The organism is Streptosporangium sp. NPDC004631 (assembly GCF_053601935.1).
In genome coordinates, this window is the sequence record NZ_JBSGCR010000004.1 from 294362 (window position 1) to 311923 (window position 17562).

Consider the following 17562-nt stretch of genomic DNA (forward strand, 5'->3'; position numbering starts at 1 on the left):
TCCTTCGTCGGTTAATCCGGGCGAGTGCCCCCGCCTCTCAGCGGGGGCGTTCGCCGTTACTTACTGAGCGAGCGGGTCAGCCGACCTGGCCGAAGATGTCGATCCGGTCGCCCTCGACCAGGCTCACAATCGCGCGCTTGGTGCTGGGGCGCTGACCGTAACCGAACTTGGTCCGCTTGCGCTTGCCCTGGCGGTTGATGGTGTTGACGCTCGCCACCTTGACGCCGAAGATCTGCTCAATAGCGATCTTGACCTGCGTCTTGTTGGCCGTCTTCCGCACCAGGAACGTGTACTTGTTGTGCTCGTCGATCAAGCCGTAGCTCTTCTCGGAGACAACCGGCTTGATGATGATGTCCCGCGGGTCGGCGATCTTCTCCATCAGGCGTCTTCCTTCCCGCTCTTGCTCAGACGCGAGACGACCTGGTCGTACGCCTCCTGAGTGAAGACGACGTCGTCGTAGCAGAGCACGTCGTAGGTGTTCAGCTGCCCGGAGTCCAGCAGGTGGACCTCGGGGGCGTTGCGCAGGCTCAGCCAGGTGAGCTCGTCGCCCTCGTCGACCACGACCAGGACGCTACGGGCCTGTGTGATCTTCCGCAGCGCCTCAAGGGCCGTCCTGGTCTTCGGGGTCTCCCCCACGACCAGGCCGCTGACCACGTGGATGCGACCGCCGGTCGCCCGGTCGGACAGGGCGCCGCGCAGGGCGGCGGCCTTCATCTTCTTCGGGGTCTTCTGGGTGTAGTCCCGCGGAACCGGACCGTGGACGGTGCCACCGCCGGTGAACTGCGGAGCGCGGGTCGAACCCTGACGGGCGCGGCCGGTGCCCTTCTGGCGGTACGGCTTCTTGCCGCCGCCCCTGACCTCACCGCGGGTCTTGGCCTTGTGGGTGCCCTGCCGGCGAGCGGCGAGCTGGGCCACGACGACCTGGTGGATCAGCGGAATGTTGACCTTGGCGCCGAAGACGTCGCCGGGCAGGTCGACCGTGCCGGACTTCGCGCCGCTCACGTCGAGGACGTCAATGGTGCTCACTTGGCAGCCCCCTTCTTGGCAGCGGTGCGGACGAGAACCAGACTGCCGTTGGCGCCGGGGATCGCACCCTTGATCAGGATGAGGCCCTTCTCGGCGTCCACGGCGTGGACCTTGAGGCTCTGGATGGTGGTGCGGACGTTACCCATCCGACCGGCCATGCGCATGCCCTTGAAAACGCGGCCCGGGGTGGCGCAGCCACCGATGGAACCCGGCGAGCGGTGCTTGCGCTGGGTACCGTGCGAGGCGCTCAGACCCCCGAAGCCGTGACGCTTCATGACACCTGCGAAGCCCTTGCCCTTGCTCTTGCCCGTCACGTCGACGAACTGGCCGGCCTCGAAGGTGTCGGCCAGAAGCTCCTGGCCGAGGGTGTAGTCGCTCGCGTCGTCGGTACGGATCTCCGCGAAGTAACGGCGCGGGGTGATGTCGTGCTTGCGCAGGTAGTCGCCGAGCGGCTTGTTGACCTTCCGCGGGTCGACCTGCCCGAAGCCGAGCTGTACGGCGGAGTAGCCGTCCTTCTCGGAAGTACGGACGCGGGTCACGACGCACGGACCAGCCTCGACGACGGTCACCGGGACCATCCGGTTGTCCGCGTCGAAGACCTGGGTCATGCCGAGCTTCTTGCCCAGGACGCCCTTGATCTGCTTAGCCATGTCAGTGCGTTCCCTCAGAGCTTGATCGAGATGTCAACGCCGGCGGGGAGGTCGAGTCGCATGAGCGAGTCGACCGTCTTCGGCGTCGGGTCGATGATGTCAATCAGCCGCTTGTGCGTGCGCATCTCAAAGTGCTCGCGGCTGTCCTTGTACTTGTGCGGCGAGCGGATGACGCAGTACACGTTCTTCTCGGTCGGCAGCGGCACCGGGCCCGCGACCTTAGCGCCAGTCCGCGTGACCGTCTCCACGATCTTCTTGGCCGAGCTGTCGATGACCTCGTGGTCATAGGCCTTGAGCCGGATGCGGATCTTCTGTCCCGCCATAATGGCCTCGGTGTCCTTCGCTGTCGTCTGAAAAAGTTACGTGCGGCCTGTTGCCGCTGTGAGCACGTCCCACGTAGCAGACGCAGTCGATCTGCGCTTTCTTCCGTGATCTGGCAGTCGGTTCGGTCACAGAGTGGCCGAACCAATTGCGAGATCACGGTTCGTGGGCCGTTCCGAGGTGCGGGCCGTGCGGCCCGAGCCCCGTCGTGGCGCGGCGGTCGGTCCTGCGATGAGGGCCGACCGCCACTCCGCGGTCGTACTACTTGAGGATCTTGGTAACGCGACCGGCACCGACGGTGCGGCCACCCTCGCGGATGGCGAACTTGAGACCGTCCTCCATCGCGATGGGCTGGATCAGCGAGACGTTCATCTCGGTGTTGTCACCGGGCATGACCATCTCGGTGCCCTCGGGCAGGTTCACAACACCGGTCACGTCAGTCGTACGGAAGTAGAACTGGGGACGGTAGTTGTTGAAGAACGGCGTGTGACGGCCGCCCTCGTCCTTGGACAGGATGTAGACCTGCGCCTCGAACTCGGTGTGCGGGGTGGTCGTGCCCGGCTTGATGATGCACTGGCCGCGCTCGACGTCCTCGCGCTTGATGCCGCGCAGGAGCAGGCCGACGTTGTCGCCCGCCTGGCCCTCGTCGAGGAGCTTGCGGAACATCTCGACACCGGTGACCGTGGTGGTGGTCTTGGTGTCCTTGATGCCGATGATGTCGACGGTCTCGTTGACCTTGACGACGCCACGCTCGATACGGCCGGTCACGACGGTGCCGCGGCCGGTGATCGAGAAGACGTCCTCGATCGGCATGAGGAACGGCTTGTCGGTCTCACGGGTCGGCTGCGGGACGTTCTCGTCCACGGCCGTCATGAGCTCGATGATGCTGTCGCCCCACTTGGTGTCGCCCTCAAGCGCCTTCAGCGCCGAGACGCGAATGACCGGCAGGTCGTCGCCGGGGAACTCCTGGGCCGAGAGAAGCTCACGGACCTCAAGCTCGACGAGCTCCAGGATCTCCTCGTCGTCCACCATGTCGGCCTTGTTCAGGGCGACCACGATGTAGGGAACGCCGACCTGGCGGGCCAGGAGGACGTGCTCCTTCGTCTGCGGCATCGGACCGTCGGTGGCGGCGACCACGAGGATCGCGCCGTCCATCTGAGCCGCACCGGTGATCATGTTCTTCACGTAGTCGGCGTGACCGGGGCAGTCCACGTGAGCGTAGTGGCGCTGCTCGGTCTGGTACTCGACGTGCGCGATGGAGATCGTGATACCACGAGCCTTCTCCTCGGGCGCCTTGTCGATCTTGTCGAACGGGGTCGCCTCATTGAGGTTCGGGTAACGCTCGTGGAGCACCTTGGTGATCGCCGCGGTCAGAGTGGTCTTGCCGTGGTCGATGTGCCCAATGGTGCCGATGTTTACGTGCGGCTTGGTCCGCTCGAACTTGGCCTTGGCCACTGCTCTGTCTCCTTAGAGATTCTGACTTGACTTGCGTCTTTTCACTCGGGCTCGGGAAGGCCGGTTCCTTCGGGAACCGGCCGACGAGAGAACTACTCGCCCCGGACCTTCGCGACGATCTCCTTGGCGATGTGCGTAGGCACTTCCGCATAGGAGTCGAACTGCATGCTGTAGCTCGCGCGTCCCTGCGTCTTGCTACGGAGGTCACCCACGTAGCCGAACATCTCGGAGAGCGGCACGAGCGCGTTGACGACGCGGTTGCCACCGCGCTCGTCCATCGCCTGGATCTGCCCGCGGCGACCGTTGAGGTCACCGATGACATCGCCCATGTAGTCCTCAGGCGTGGTGACCTCTACGGCCATCATCGGCTCCAGGATTACCGCGTCCGCCCTGCGCGCGGCCTCCTTGAAGGCCATCGAGCCAGCGATCTTGAAGGCCATTTCGGACGAGTCCACCTCGTGGTAGGCGCCGTCCTGCAGGGTGACCTTGACCCCGACCATGGGATAGCCGGCGAGAACGCCGAACTCGGCGGCCTCCTGGGCGCCCGCGTCGACCGACGGGATGTACTCCCTCGGGATGCGGCCACCGGAGACCTTGTTGGCGAACTCGTAGCCGTCGTTGCCCTCGCCCAGCGGCTCGATGTCGATGATGACCTTGGCGAACTGGCCCGACCCACCGGTCTGCTTCTTGTGGGTGTAGTCGACCTTCTCCACCTTGCGGCGGATGGTCTCGCGATAGGCCACCTGCGGCCGGCCGACGTTGGCCTCGACCTTGAACTCGCGGCGCATCCGGTCGACGAGGATCTCCAGGTGGAGCTCGCCCATACCCCAGATGACCGTCTGCCCGGTCTCGTCGTCCCTGCGGACCTGGAAGGAGGGGTCCTCCTCGGCCAGGCGCTGGATCGCGGTGCCCAGCTTCTCCTGGTCGCCCTTGGTCTTGGGCTCGATGGCGACGTTGATGACCGGCGCCGGGAAGTTCATCGACTCAAGGACGACCGGCTTGGCCGGGTCGGCCAGGGTGTCACCGGTCGTGGTGTCCTTCAGACCCATGACGGCGACGATCTGACCGGCGACGGCCGACGGGCGCTCCTCGCGCTTGTTGGCGTGCATCTGGTAGATCTTGCCGATCCGCTCCTTGCGCCCCTTCACCGCGTTGACCACGGCGGTGCCGGTCTCCAGCGTGCCGGAGTAGATACGGATGTAGGTGAGACGACCCAGGTGCTGGTCACTCATGATCTTGAATGCCAGCGCGGAGAACGGCTCGTTCGGGTCCGCGTGACGCTCGATGACCTCGTCCTCGTTGCCGACCGCGTGGCCCTTGAAGGCCGGGATGTCGGTCGGCGCGGGGAGGTAGGCGACGATCGCGTCGAGCAGGGGCTGGATGCCCTTGTTCTTGAACGCGGTGCCGGTCAGGACCGGGTTGATGGCGCTGGCCAGCGTGGCGCGGCGAATGGCCGCCACCAGCTGCTCCTCGGTGGGCTCGACGCCCTCAAGGAAGAGCTCCATCAGCTCGTCGTCGTGCTCGGAGATGGTCTCGACAAGCTTGTCACGCCACTCGCGGGCGGCCTCGGCGTGCTCGGTCGGGATCTCCACGACCTCGTACATCTCGCCCTTGGCCGCCTCGGCGCTCCAGAGCAGACCCTTCATCCTGACCAGGTCGATGACGCCCTTGAAGTCGGCCTCGACGCCCCAGGGAAGCTGGAGGACCGCGGGGGTCGCGTGCAGACGGGTGACCATCATGTCGACGCAGCGGTGGAACTCCGCGCCGACGCGGTCGAGCTTGTTGACGAAGCAGATGCGGGGCACGCCGTAACGGTCGGCCTGACGCCACACCGTCTCGGACTGGGGCTCCACACCGGCGACGCCGTCAAACACGGCGACGGCACCGTCGAGGACGCGGAGCGAGCGCTCCACCTCGATCGTGAAGTCCACGTGACCGGGCGTGTCGATGATGTTGATCGTGTGGCCGAGCCACTCGCAGGTCGTGGCGGCGGAGGTGATGGTGATACCCCGCTCCTGCTCCTGCTCCATCCAGTCCATCGTGGCTGCGCCCTCGTGGACTTCACCGATCTTGTAGTTGATACCGGTGTAGAACAGGATGCGCTCGGTCGTCGTGGTCTTGCCCGCGTCGATGTGGGCCATGATGCCGATGTTTCGGACCTTGGCCAGGTCAAGAGCGGTCGTGGTGGCCACTTCTCTCGCGTCCTCGTCGTCTCGTGGAACCCGCTGTTACCAGCGGTAGTGGGCGAAGGCCTTGTTGGACTCGGCCATCTTGTGGGTGTCCTCGCGCTTCTTGACGCTGGCGCCGAGGCCGTTGCTGGCATCGAGCAGTTCGTTCATGAGGCGCTCGGTCATGGTCTTCTCACGGCGGGCGCGGGAGTACTGCACCAGCCAGCGCAGGGCCAGGGTGGTGCTGCGCGCGGCGCGCACCTCGACCGGGACCTGGTAGGTCGCGCCACCGACACGGCGGCTGCGGACCTCAAGGGTGGGCTTGACGTTGTCCAGCGCCCGCTTCAGGGTGACGACCGGGTCGTTGCCGGTCTTGTCCCTGGCACCCTCAAGGGCGCCGTACACGATGGACTGGGCGATGGAGCGCTTGCCGTCCAGGAGCACCTTGTTGATGAGCGCGGTGACCAGCGGCGAGTTGTGGACCGGGTCAGCCATGAGCTGACGGCGGCCAGGAGAACCCTTGCGAGGCATTGTTACTTCTCCTTCTTCGCGCCGTAACGGCTACGGGCCTGCTTGCGGTTACGGACACCCTGGGTGTCCAGCGAGCCGCGGATGATCTTGTAGCGAACACCCGGCAGGTCCTTCACACGACCACCGCGGACGAGCACGATGGAGTGCTCCTGAAGGTTGTGACCGACACCCGGGATGTAGGCCGTGACCTCGATACCGTTGGTGAGCCGGACACGCGCGACCTTGCGGAGCGCGGAGTTCGGCTTCTTGGGGGTCGTGGTGTAAACGCGCATGCAGGTGCCGCGTCGCTGGGGGCTGGCCTTGAGCGCCGGGGTTTTGGTCTTGGTGACCTTGTCCTGGCGGCCCTTGCGGACCAGCTGCTGAATCGTGGGCACCGCGTCTCCGTTCGTGCTTGCCGGTGATTCGAATATTGATGCTTTTGCAGGCACTGCCGGTGTCATGACCTGCGGTTTTTCCATCCACTCCGACCCACGCGCTCGGGCGTGTCGCGCACTGGTCGCGCCACTCCCGGCCAGGCCGGTCCAGTGGAAGAGCCACACGGCGCCTCTGCCGACTCCCCGATGGGAAACCTGTCGACGCGCACGCATGAGAGCCCATGAAGCCACGGGCACGAAGGGAAAGACTACCCAGTCCAGCGCAACACGTCAAAACGGTTGCGCTCGCCGGCCGCTGTAGTGAGCGCCCGTGTTCGTGTCCCGGCTCCGCGATCGGTTTCCGGCCGACCGCTGTTGGGTCCGCTACGAGTTTACCTGTCGCGAGAGACTTCTCCGGCCGTTCTCGCCATCACCTACAGCTTTCACCGCAACATTCCGGTCAAGAAAGATCCTCAGTAACGAACCCGGACAGACGGACGGCGCCCGGCCCCTCGGTGAGGGACCTGGCGCCGCCTGCGATCGTCTAGCGGTTGTACTGACCGAAGTCGTACTCCTCCAGCGGGACGGCCTCGCCGGAGCCCGAGCCGAAGGTGTAGTCCGCCGCGGAGCCGTCGTAGCCGCCGACGGTGTACATCGCCGACTTGGCCTCCTCGGTGGGCTCGACCCGGATGTTGCGGTACTGCGGCATGCCGGTACCGGCCGGGATGAGCTTTCCGATGATGACGTTCTCCTTGAGACCGAGCAGCGAGTCCGACTTGGCGTGGATCGCCGCGTCGGTGAGCACCCGGGTCGTCTCCTGGAAGGACGCCGCGGACAGCCAGGACTCGGTGGCCAGCGACGCCTTGGTGATGCCCATCAGCACCGGACGGCCGGAGGCCGGCGTACCGCCCTCGGCCACGCACTCGCGGTTGATCCGCTCGAAGCGCGGCCGCTCGACCAGCTCGCCGGGCAGCATGTCGGCGTCACCCGACTCAAGCACGTTCACCCGCTTGAGCATCTGCCGGACGATGATCTCGATGTGCTTGTCGTGGATCGACACACCCTGCGAGCGGTAGACCTGCTGGACCTCGGCCACCAGGTGCAGCTGCACGGCCCGGGGGCCGAGGATGCGCAGCACCTCGTTGGGGTTGACGGCGCCGGCGATCAGCTGCTGGCCGACCGTGACGCGCTGCCCGTCCGAGATGAGCAGGCGCGACCGCATGGACACCGGGTAGGCGATCTCCTCGGAACCGTCGTCCGGGACGATCACGATCTTCCGGGTCTTGTCGGTCTCGTCGATGCGGGCCCGGCCCTCGGCCTCGCTGATCGGGGCGACGCCCTTGGGAACGCGCGCCTCGAAGAGCTCCTGCACACGGGGCAGGCCGTGGGTGATGTCGGCACCCGCCACACCACCGGTGTGGAAGGTACGCATCGTCAGCTGGGTGCCGGGCTCACCGATCGACTGGGCGGCGATGATGCCGACCGCCTCGCCGACGTCCACCAGCTTGCCGGTCGCGAGCGAGCGGCCGTAGCAGGTGGCGCAGACACCGATCTTGGCCTCGCAGACGAGGGCGCTGCGGGTCCTGACGGTCTCCACACCGGCCTCGACCAGCGCGGTGACGTGGATGTCGTTGATGTCGACACCCGCGCTCACGATGACCTTGCCGTCCACCTCGACGTCCTCGGCCAGGATGCGGCCGTGCACGTTGCTCTCGGCGTTCTCGGCCTTGACCAGGTTGCCCTGGGCGTCGCGGTCGCCGACGTGCAGCGGCACGCCGCGGTCGGTGGCGCAGTCGATCTCGCGGACGATGACGTCCTGCGCGACGTCCACCAGACGACGGGTCAGGTAGCCCGAGTCGGCGGTCCGCAGCGCGGTGTCCGCCAGGCCCTTGCGCTGTCCGTGGGTGGAGATGAAGTACTCCAGCACCGACAGGCCCTCACGGAACGAGGCCTTGATCGGACGCGGGATCGTCTCACCCTTGGTGTTGGACACCAGACCGCGGATGCCGGAGATCTGCCGGACCTGCATCAGGTTCCCTCGGGCGCCCGACTGGACCATCATCCAGACCGGGTTGGTCTTCGGGAACGCCTTCTGCATGTCGTCGGTCACGTCACTGGTCGCGTGCGTCCAGATCTCGATGAGCTCCTGACGGCGCTCCTCGTCCGTGATGAGACCGCGCTCGTACTCCCGCTGGACCTTGTCGGCCCTGCGCTCGTACGTCTCCATGATCGTGGCCTTGTTCGGCGGCGCGATGACGTCCTCGATGGAGATCGTCACACCTGCCCGGGTGGCCCAGTAGAAGCCGGCGTCCTTGAGCGCGTCAAGGGCGGTGGCGACCTCCACCTTGGGGTACTTCTCGGCCAGCTCGTTGACGATGAGCGACAGCTGCTTCTTGCCGACCTGGGAGTTCACGTACGGGTAGTTCGCCGGCAGCGTCTGGTTGAACAGGCAGCGGCCGAGCGTGGTCTCCAGGCGGTAGCTCTCGCCCGGCTCCCAGCCCTCGGGGGCGGCCCAGCCGCGGGGCGGCGGGACGTCGCCCTTCAGCCGGATCTGGATCCTGGCCTGGATGTCCAGCTCGCGCCGGTCATAGGCCATGAGCGCCTCGGACACCGAGCCGAAGACCCTGCCCTGGCCGACCGCGTTCTCGTCGTCGTCCTTGAGAGTGGTCAGCGAGTACAGACCGATGATCATGTCCTGGGTGGGCATGGTCACCGGCTTGCCGTCGGCCGGCTTCAGGATGTTGTTGGTGGACAGCATCAGGATGCGGGCCTCGGCCTGCGCCTCGGCCGACAGCGGCAGGTGCACGGCCATCTGGTCACCGTCGAAGTCCGCGTTGAACGCGGTGCAGACGAGCGGGTGGATCTGGATGGCCTTGCCCTCGACCAGCTGCGGCTCGAACGCCTGGATGCCCAGGCGGTGCAGGGTGGGGGCCCGGTTGAGCAGCACGGGGTGCTCGGTGATGACCTCTTCGAGGACGTCCCACACCACCGGGCGGGCGCGCTCGACCATCCGCTTGGCCGACTTGATGTTCTGCGCGTGGTTCAGGTCGACCAGGCGCTTCATCACGAACGGCTTGAACAGCTCCAGCGCCATCTGCTTGGGCAGACCGCACTGGTGCAGCTTCAGCTGCGGGCCGACGACGATGACCGAACGGCCGGAGTAGTCGACTCGCTTGCCCAGGAGGTTCTGGCGGAACCGGCCCTGCTTGCCCTTCAGCATGTCGCTGAGGGACTTCAGCGGGCGGTTGCCGGGACCGGTGACCGGACGGCCGCGGCGGCCGTTGTCGAACAGCGCGTCGACGGCCTCCTGGAGCATCCGCTTCTCGTTGTTCACGATGATCTCGGGCGCGCCGAGGTCAAGGAGACGCTTGAGACGGTTGTTCCGGTTGATCACCCGGCGGTAGAGGTCGTTCAGGTCCGAGGTCGCGAACCGGCCACCGTCGAGCTGCACCATCGGGCGCAGGTCCGGCGGGATGACCGGGATGCAGTCCAGGACCATGCCGTTGGGCGAGTTGCGGGTGTTCAGGAACGCGGAGACGACCTTGAGACGCTTGAGCGCGCGGGCCTTCTTCTGGCCCTTGCCGCTGCGGATCGTCTCCCGCAGGTTCTCGGCCTCAAGTTCGAGGTCGAAGTTGGTCAGACGCTCCTGAATGGCCTGGGCGCCCATGCCGCCGCGGAAGTAGCGGCCGAACCGGTCGCGCATCTCGCGGTAGAGCAGCTCGTCGCCCTCCAGGTCCTGGACCTTGAGGTTCTTGAAACGGCTCCACACCTCGTCCAGCCGGTCCAGCTCACGCTGGGCCCGGTCGCGGATCTGCCGCATCTCGCGCTCGGCGCCCTCACGGACCTTGCGACGCTGGTCGCCCTTGGCGCCGGCGGCCTCAAGCTCGGTCAGGTCGGCCTCAAGCTTCTTCTGCCGGGCCTCGATGTCGGCGTCGCGCCGCTGCTCGATGTGCTGCCGCTCGACGGAGATCTTCGCCTCCAGCGACGGCAGGTCACGCTCGCGCATGTCCTTGTCGACGTGCGTGATCATGTAGGCCGCGAAGTAGATGACCTTCTCAAGGTCCTTCGGGGCCAGGTCGAGCAGGTATCCCAGCCGGGACGGGACACCCTTGAAGTACCAGATGTGCGTGACGGGCGCGGCCAGCTCGATGTGGCCCATCCGCTCACGGCGCACCTTGGCCCGGGTCACCTCGACGCCGCAGCGCTCACAGATGATGCCCTTGAAGCGGACGCGCTTGTACTTGCCGCAGTAGCACTCCCAGTCCCGGGTAGGACCGAAGATCTTCTCGCAGAAGAGTCCGTCCTTCTCGGGCTTGAGGGTGCGGTAGTTGATGGTCTCGGGCTTCTTGACCTCACCGTGCGACCACTGGCGGATGTCGTCAGCCGTCGCGAGGCCGATCCGAAGCTCGTCGAAGAAGTTGACGTCCAGCACTTGTATTCCCCTCCTCAGCTTCTAGATCAGACCTCTTCGACGCTGCTCGGCTCACGCCGAGACAGGTCGATGCCGAGCTCTTCCGCAGCGCGGAAGACGTCCTCGTCGGTGTCGCGCATCTCGATGGACATGCCGTCGCTGGAGAGCACCTCGACGTTCAGGCAGAGCGACTGCATCTCCTTGATGAGGACCTTGAACGACTCGGGAATGCCCGGTTCGGGGATGTTCTCGCCCTTGACGATGGCCTCGTAGACCTTCACGCGGCCCAGGACGTCGTCGGACTTGATCGTCAGTAGCTCCTGCAGGGCGTAGGCGGCGCCGTACGCCTCCAGTGCCCACACCTCCATCTCACCGAAGCGCTGGCCGCCGAACTGCGCCTTACCGCCGAGCGGCTGCTGAGTGATCATGGAGTATGGACCGGTCGAGCGCGCGTGGATCTTGTCGTCGACCAGGTGGAGCAGTTTCAGGATGTAGATGTAGCCGACCGAGATCGGGTGCGGGAACGGCTCGCCCGAGCGGCCGTCGAAGAGCCTGGCCTTGCCGTTCGAACCGACCATGCGGCTGCCGTCCCTGTTGACCAGGGTGCTGTCGAGGAGACCGATGATCTCTTCCTCGTTGGCGCCGTCGAACACCGGGGTGGCCATGTTCGTGCGCGGCTCGACCTCGGCGAAGCCCTTGTCGCGCAGCCGCTCGGCCCACGCCTCCTCGATACCGGAGATGTCCCAGCCCCTGGCGGCGATCCACCCGAGATGGGTCTCCAGGACCTGGCCGACGTTCATCCGGCCGGGCACGCCCAGCGGGTTGAGGATGATGTCGACCGGCGTGCCGTCCTCCAGGAACGGCATGTCCTCGACGGGCAGGATCTTGGAGATGACGCCCTTGTTGCCGTGACGGCCGGCGAGCTTGTCACCGTCGGTGATCTTACGCTTCTGGGCCACGTAGACGCGGACCAGTTCGTTGACCCCGGGGGGAAGCTCGTCGCCCTCCTCGCGGCTGAAGACGCGAACCCCTATGACCTTGCCCTGCTCGCCGTGGGGCACCTTCAGGGAGGTGTCACGGACCTCGCGCGCCTTCTCACCGAAGATCGCGCGGAGCAGGCGCTCCTCGGGGGTCAGCTCGGTCTCGCCCTTGGGCGTGACCTTGCCGACGAGGATGTCACCGGGCACGACCTCGGCGCCGATGCGGATGATGCCGCGCTCGTCGAGGTCGGCCAGGACCTCCTCGGAGACGTTCGGGATGTCCCGGGTGATCTCCTCGGGGCCCAGCTTGGTGTCACGGGCGTCGACCTCGTGCTCCTCGATGTGGATCGAGGAGAGGACGTCGTCCTGGACCAGCCGCTGGGACAGGATGATCGCGTCTTCGTAGTTGTGACCCTCCCACGGCATGAACGCCACGAGCAGGTTCTTGCCGAGCGCCATCTCACCGTCGTCGGTGCAGGGACCGTCGGCGACGACCTGGTTCACCTCGATCCGGTCGCCTTCGGCGACGATCGGCTTCTGGTTGAAGCAGGTGCCCTGGTTGGAGCGCTTGAATTTGGCGACGCGATAGGTCGTACGGGTGCCGTCGTCGTTCATCACGGTGACGTAGTCGGCGGAGACCTCCTCGACCACGCCGGGCTTGTCCGCGGTGATGACGTCGCCCGCGTCGGTCGCGGCACGGTACTCCATGCCGGTGCCGACCAGCGGCGCCTCGCTCTTGAGCAACGGCACCGACTGGCGCTGCATGTTGGAGCCCATGAGCGCGCGGTTGGCGTCGTCGTGCTCCAGGAAGGGGATCATCGCGGTCGCGACGGACACCATCTGGCGCGCCGACACGTCCATGTAGTCGACCTCGTTGCCACGCAGGGACTCGAACTCGCCGCCCTTACGGCGGACGAGCACGCGACTCTCCAGGAACGTGCCATCGGAACCGATCGGCGTGTTCGCCTGGGCGATGACGTATCGGTCCTCCTCGTCGGCCGTGAGGTAGTGCACCTCGTCGGTGACCCGGCCGTCGACGACCTTCCGGTACGGCGTCTCGACGAAGCCGAAGGAGTTGACCCGGCCGAAGGAGGCCAGCGAGCCGATCAGACCGATGTTCGGTCCTTCCGGCGTCTCGATCGGGCACATGCGGCCGTAGTGGGACGGGTGAACGTCACGGACCTCGAAGCCGGCCCGCTCACGGGACAGACCACCGGGGCCCAGCGCGGACAGACGACGCTTGTGCGTCAGGCCGGCCAGGGGGTTGGTCTGGTCCATGAACTGCGACAGCTGGGAGGTCCCGAAGAACTCCTTGATCGACGCGACGACCGGACGGATGTTGATCAGGGTCTGCGGCGTGATCGCCTCGACGTCCTGGGTGGTCATCCGCTCACGGACGACCCGCTCCATCCGGGCCAGGCCCAGGCGGACCTGGTTCTGGATGAGCTCGCCGACCGTCCGCAGACGGCGGTTGCCGAAGTGGTCGATGTCGTCGGTCTCGACGACGATCTCGCGACCGGCGCCCGGCATCGAGTGCTCGCCCGCGTGCAACTTGACGATGTACTCGATCGTGGCGACGATGTCGTCCTCGGTCAGCGTGCCCTGGGTGATCTCGCTGTCGACACCGAGCTTCTTGTTAATCTTGTAACGGCCGACCTTGGCCAGGTCGTAGCGCTTGTGGTTGAAGTAGAGATTCTCCAGCAGCGTCTGCGCCGACTCCTTGGTCGGCGGCTCTCCCGGACGCAGCTTGCGGTAGATGTCCAGCAGGGCGTCGTCCTGGCCGGCCGTGTGGTCCTTCTCCAGGGTGGCGCGCATGGACTCGTACTGCCCGAACCGCTCAAGGATCTGGTCGCTGGTCCATCCGAGCGCCTTCAGCAGGACCGTGACGGCCTGCTTGCGCTTACGGTCGATCCGGACGCCGACGCTGTCACGCTTGTCGATCTCGAACTCAAGCCAGGCGCCCCGGGAGGGGATCACCTTGCAGCCGTAGAGGTCCTTGTCGGAGGTCTTGTCGACGCTGCGGTCGAAGTAGACGCCCGGGGAGCGGACCAGCTGGGAGACCACGACACGCTCGGTGCCGTTGATGATGAACGTCCCCTTGCCGGTCATGAGCGGGAAATCGCCCATGAACACGGTCTGGCTCTTGATCTCGCCAGTGGTGTTATTGATGAACTCCGCCGTCACGAACATCGGGGCGGAGTAGGTCATGTCCTTGTCTTTGCACTCATCGACTGAGTACTTGGGCGGCTCGAACCGGTGGTCACGGAACGACAGGGACATGGTCCCGGAGAAGTCCTCGATGGGACTGATCTCCTCGAAGATCTCTTCGAGGCCCGACTGGGCCGGAACGTCCTTGCGCCCGGCCTGGCGAGCCGCCTCGACCCGCCCCTTCCACTTCTCGTTGCCAAGCAGCCAGTCGAAGGACTCGGTCTGCAGGGCGAGAAGGTCAGGAACTTCGAGCGGCTCCTGAATCCGTGCGAAAGACACACGACGGGGACCAGCGGGTACGGCGGAGGCGTTGCGCGAGGCTGCCAACAGATGTCCTTCCGAGGGCTCGCGGCGGACTGACTACACGCACGCCAGACGACCATGCATCAGAGCACCAAAAGAAGCGGGTCGTCAAAGGGCAGCGCAAAGGGGCAGTGTAGCCGAATGGCATACACCTGTCCAGTCCAGTCTCGCTGCAAGCTCCACGTTGGTCGCAGCATCGCCCGTCAGAGCCAAAACGTCAAGCCCGTGAGCCGACATTTCAGCCAAGGAACAGCCGAGACGCTGGGAGTTTGCCCACCCTGTGACCTGCGCACACCACCGGATCCAAGACGATACCCGCGACCTGGTGTGGCTAACGCTCAGTCACACGGCGGTTGGAACGCCAGCCGATGACCGACTGACGATCGACACTGCCGTGGAGGATCTACCCGCCGACATACCGACTCCAAACACAGACTTTGATAACAATTGAAGGAAGCGCCACGCCGACGACCGATCCGGCGGGTGGTCGACGCCCGTGATCGGCGAGAGGACCCTAGTTCGGCGGAGGGTCTCCGAGCAGGGTGGACAGCTCGGCCACCAGCCAGCGCCCGTCCTGCTTGACCATGACCAGCCGGGCCCGGTTCTGGCTGACCTGGCGCCGGGGCTGCCTCTCGCCGGGCAGGGTTTTCACCGTTCCCATGTTCACGAACAGCAGCACCTCGACCCGGTCGGAGGTGGCCGACTCCACCGCCGCGCCGGCCACGGTCGCCTCCTGCACCGTGCGCTGCCTCTTGACCGTGGGCACCAGGGTCGCGCCGAGGTCCCGGTAGTACTGGGTGAGGCTGCCGGTGGTGTAGACCCGGGCCCGGGAGAAATCCTGTTCGATCGTGCGGTAGTCGTACGACAGCATGTCGACGGCGACCGAGCGGGCCGTGGCGAGGGCCTCCTGCCCGGCGGACTCCTCTGCGCGCAGCCGGTCGAGGTCGATGAACATGATCCCGATCACGGCGGTGAGCGAGAGCGCCACGGCGGTGAGCATCCCGGCCAGCACCACGGATGCGCGCATCACAGGACCAACTCCGCCTTCGACACGAGCCAGACCGCCCCGACCCTGGTCACTTCCATGTTCCACCGGTAGAACCGCTCCTGCGGGGCGTCCTCGCTCCCGTCCCACCGGACCACGGCGTCTCCCACCACCATCACCTGGGCCGTGCCGCCCTTGAGGGAGACGAGCCCGGCGGCACGGAGCGCGCCCGTCTGGAGGACCTTGTTCTTGACCGTGGTCTTCTTGAGCGCCACCACGGTTCTGGCGTACTCCGCCCGCTCCGCACCGGTTGAGGTGTCCAGAATGCGGTTGATGTCGGCGTCCACGCTCCGGTAACCGACCGAGAGCAGGGCCAGCGCGTGCGTCCTGGCCGACCGCACCGCCGCCTCACGGTCGTCGGCCGCCACCTGGGCCTCGCGCAGGGCACCGCAGAGCCAGTAGGCCACGGCCAGCAGCGCCACGACCAGCACGCTCAGCACCAGTCCGGCGGTCTTCAGCGGGTGAGCCCGCCGAGCAGCCTTCACCGCCACGCGTTCCCTCCCCTCGCAGGTCTACCGGCATACGGTCCAGTGACCACAGGGCGCCGTCCGTTCGGGCCGGTAAGCTCCCCCGATCGCCGGATCATAACCCGCCGCGCGGATCATCATGTGGGGCTTTGCGGACCTCTCTCCGAGCTGTCCCTCGTTGCCGGCGTCGGCCGCCGGCGCCGACCGGCCGGACGGCGAGGCCGCGGACCCGGTGGGCGCGGCCCCGATGGGAGGGGAACGGCGGGAGCGGACACGGGAAACGCGCGGGGGCGCGGAGGGCACGGAGGGATGTGAGGGGACACGGAGGGACCCGGGGGCGGACACGGAAAGAGCGGGCCACCGGCACCTGGTGGACCCGCTCTTTCTGGTGAAGCCTCTAGGTCAAGCGAATCACTTGACGGTGACGGTGGCGCCGGCGGCCTCAAGGGCGCCCTTGGCCTTCTCCGCCTGCTCCTTGTTGACCTTGCCGTCGAAGACGGCCTTGGGGGCGCCGTCCACGAGGTCCTTGGCCTCCTTGAGGCCCAGGCTCGTCAGGGCGCGGATCTCCTTGATGACCTGGATCTTCTTGTCGCCGGCGGCCTCAAGGATGACGTCGAACTCGTCCTGCTCCTCGACCTCTTCGGCGGCGGCGGCGCCGGCGGCCGGGGCGGCGGCGACCGCGACCGGGGCGGCGGCCTTGACGTCGAAGGTCTCCTCGAAGAGCTTCACGAAGTCGGACAGCTCAAGGAGGGTCATCTCCTTGAAAGCGTCGAGCAGCTCGTCGGTGCTGAGCTTCGCCATGGTGGTTCCTCCGTATGGATCAGACAAACTAAGAATTGGGACCGCGGTACGTATGCGCTAATCCCCTGCGACCGCTTGCGCGGACCTACTCGCCGGTCTCTTCACGCTTGGCGCGCAGAGCCTCGGCCAGCTGAGCCATGGTGGTGGGCAGCGCGTTGAAGACGGCGGCCGCGTGGCCCTGCTTCGCCTTCAGAGCACCGGCCAGCTTCGCGAGGAGGACCTCGCGCGACTCAAGGTCGGCAAGCTTGGTGATCTCGGCCGGGCTCATCGACCTACCGTCGACGACACCGCCCTTGATGACCAGGAGGGGATTGGCCTTGGCGAAGTCACGCAGACTCTTGGCGGCCTCGACCACGTCGCCCTTGACGAACGCGATCGCCGACGGACCCGCGAGCAGGCCGTCGAGCTCACTGATCCCGGCCTCATTGGCCGCGATCTTGGTCAGCGTGTTCTTCACCACGGCGAACTTCGCATTCTCACCGAGAGAAACGCGCAGCTGCTTGAGCTGGGCGACGGTGAGACCGCGGTACTCGGTCAGAACGGCAGCGCTAGAGCCTTCGAAGCTGCTCTTGAGCTCGGCTACAGCCGTTGCCTTTTCCGCCTTCGCCATGGGCCTCCTTCCAGATGTGCCGCCGGCAAAGGCCCAGAAAGCGAACAAGCCCCGGCGCAGGCGCACGGGGCTCACATCAGGAGGTCAGTCCAAATGAAAACTCACATCACACCTACGCGGGCCGTCCACTGTGTGGATCCTTGGGCCGTCGGGCCATGAGGCCCGACGACGACCGGCGGTCTTCGGCGTTGACAGCGTACGCCCTATCCGGGCGCATGCCAAATCGCCGACGG

The 17562-nt window shown here is 66.2% G+C and carries 14 protein-coding genes; all 14 read right to left on the bottom strand.

The genetic code is table 11. From position 1 onward, the window contains the following. Window positions 1-76: 76 nt before the first annotated feature. Window positions 77-379: a 50S ribosomal protein L23 gene (gene rplW, locus ACWEF2_RS06200; RefSeq protein ID WP_355594200.1), complete on the bottom strand. Its 303-nt coding sequence runs from the start codon at window positions 377-379 to the stop codon at window positions 77-79. Next, complete coding sequence (gene rplD, locus ACWEF2_RS06205) at window positions 379-1026, bottom strand: 50S ribosomal protein L4 (protein ID WP_453812392.1); 648 nt, start codon at window positions 1024-1026, stop codon at window positions 379-381. The genes rplW and rplD overlap by 1 nt, the downstream gene beginning before the upstream one ends. After that, entirely contained in the window at window positions 1023-1676 is a 654-nt protein-coding gene (gene rplC, locus ACWEF2_RS06210) for a 50S ribosomal protein L3 (RefSeq protein WP_453812394.1), read from the bottom strand. The genes rplD and rplC overlap by 4 nt, the downstream gene beginning before the upstream one ends. Before the next feature lie 14 nt (window positions 1677-1690). Beyond that, complete coding sequence (gene rpsJ / locus ACWEF2_RS06215; protein WP_012887830.1) at window positions 1691-1999, bottom strand: 30S ribosomal protein S10; 309 nt, start codon at window positions 1997-1999, stop codon at window positions 1691-1693. 259 nt (window positions 2000-2258) lie between these two features. Continuing rightward, window positions 2259-3452 carry an elongation factor Tu gene (gene tuf, locus ACWEF2_RS06220; protein ID WP_453812396.1) on the bottom strand — a complete coding sequence of 398 codons (1194 nt, stop codon included), beginning with the start codon at window positions 3450-3452 and terminating at the stop codon, window positions 2259-2261. A 92-nt stretch (window positions 3453-3544) separates the two neighbouring features. Continuing rightward, a complete protein-coding gene (gene fusA, locus ACWEF2_RS06225; RefSeq protein ID WP_453812441.1) occupies window positions 3545-5593 on the bottom strand; it encodes an elongation factor G in 2049 nt (682 codons plus the stop codon). 87 nt (window positions 5594-5680) lie between these two features. Continuing rightward, window positions 5681-6151 carry a 30S ribosomal protein S7 gene (rpsG, locus tag ACWEF2_RS06230; RefSeq protein WP_355594210.1) on the bottom strand — a complete coding sequence of 157 codons (471 nt, stop codon included), beginning with the start codon at window positions 6149-6151 and terminating at the stop codon, window positions 5681-5683. 2 nt (window positions 6152-6153) lie between these two features. Beyond that, window positions 6154-6525, bottom strand: coding sequence for a 30S ribosomal protein S12 (gene rpsL / locus ACWEF2_RS06235; protein ID WP_012887826.1), 372 nt, complete (start codon window positions 6523-6525; stop codon window positions 6154-6156). Window positions 6526-7048: 523 nt separating this feature from the next. Continuing rightward, window positions 7049-10936, bottom strand: coding sequence for a DNA-directed RNA polymerase subunit beta' (locus ACWEF2_RS06240; protein ID WP_453812399.1), 3888 nt, complete (start codon window positions 10934-10936; stop codon window positions 7049-7051). Window positions 10937-10962: 26 nt separating this feature from the next. Next, entirely contained in the window at window positions 10963-14430 is a 3468-nt protein-coding gene (gene rpoB, locus ACWEF2_RS06245) for a DNA-directed RNA polymerase subunit beta (RefSeq protein ID WP_453812401.1), read from the bottom strand. Between the two features lie 490 nt (window positions 14431-14920). Continuing rightward, window positions 14921-15433, bottom strand: a complete 513-nt coding sequence (locus ACWEF2_RS06250; protein ID WP_453812443.1) for a hypothetical protein — start codon at window positions 15431-15433, stop codon at window positions 14921-14923. Beyond that, window positions 15433-15942, bottom strand: coding sequence for a hypothetical protein (locus ACWEF2_RS06255; protein WP_453812403.1), 510 nt, complete (start codon window positions 15940-15942; stop codon window positions 15433-15435). The genes ACWEF2_RS06250 and ACWEF2_RS06255 overlap by 1 nt, the downstream gene beginning before the upstream one ends. 387 nt (window positions 15943-16329) lie before the next feature. After that, window positions 16330-16719, bottom strand: a complete 390-nt coding sequence (rplL, locus tag ACWEF2_RS06260; protein WP_355594220.1) for a 50S ribosomal protein L7/L12 — start codon at window positions 16717-16719, stop codon at window positions 16330-16332. Between the two features lie 85 nt (window positions 16720-16804). After that, complete coding sequence (gene rplJ / locus ACWEF2_RS06265) at window positions 16805-17329, bottom strand: 50S ribosomal protein L10 (RefSeq protein WP_453812405.1); 525 nt, start codon at window positions 17327-17329, stop codon at window positions 16805-16807. Window positions 17330-17562: the final 233 nt, after the last annotated feature.

What these genes read in the sequence shown, in the direction of transcription:
- rpsG (WP_355594210.1), bottom strand. Translation starts at nt 6,151, where the DNA reads ATGCCTCGCAAGGGTTCTCCTGGCCGCCGTCAGCTCATGGCTGACCCG.
- ACWEF2_RS06250 (WP_453812443.1), bottom strand. Translation starts at nt 15,433, where the DNA reads ATGCGCGCATCCGTGGTGCTGGCCGGGATGCTCACCGCCGTGGCGCTC.
- fusA (WP_453812441.1), bottom strand. Translation starts at nt 5,593, where the DNA reads ATGGCCCACATCGACGCGGGCAAGACCACGACGACCGAGCGCATCCTG.
- rplC (WP_453812394.1), bottom strand. Translation starts at nt 1,676, where the DNA reads ATGGCTAAGCAGATCAAGGGCGTCCTGGGCAAGAAGCTCGGCATGACC.
- rplJ (WP_453812405.1), bottom strand. Translation starts at nt 17,329, where the DNA reads ATGGCGAAGGCGGAAAAGGCAACGGCTGTAGCCGAGCTCAAGAGCAGC.
- rplW (WP_355594200.1), bottom strand. Translation starts at nt 379, where the DNA reads ATGGAGAAGATCGCCGACCCGCGGGACATCATCATCAAGCCGGTTGTC.
- rpsJ (WP_012887830.1), bottom strand. Translation starts at nt 1,999, where the DNA reads ATGGCGGGACAGAAGATCCGCATCCGGCTCAAGGCCTATGACCACGAG.
- rplL (WP_355594220.1), bottom strand. Translation starts at nt 16,719, where the DNA reads ATGGCGAAGCTCAGCACCGACGAGCTGCTCGACGCTTTCAAGGAGATG.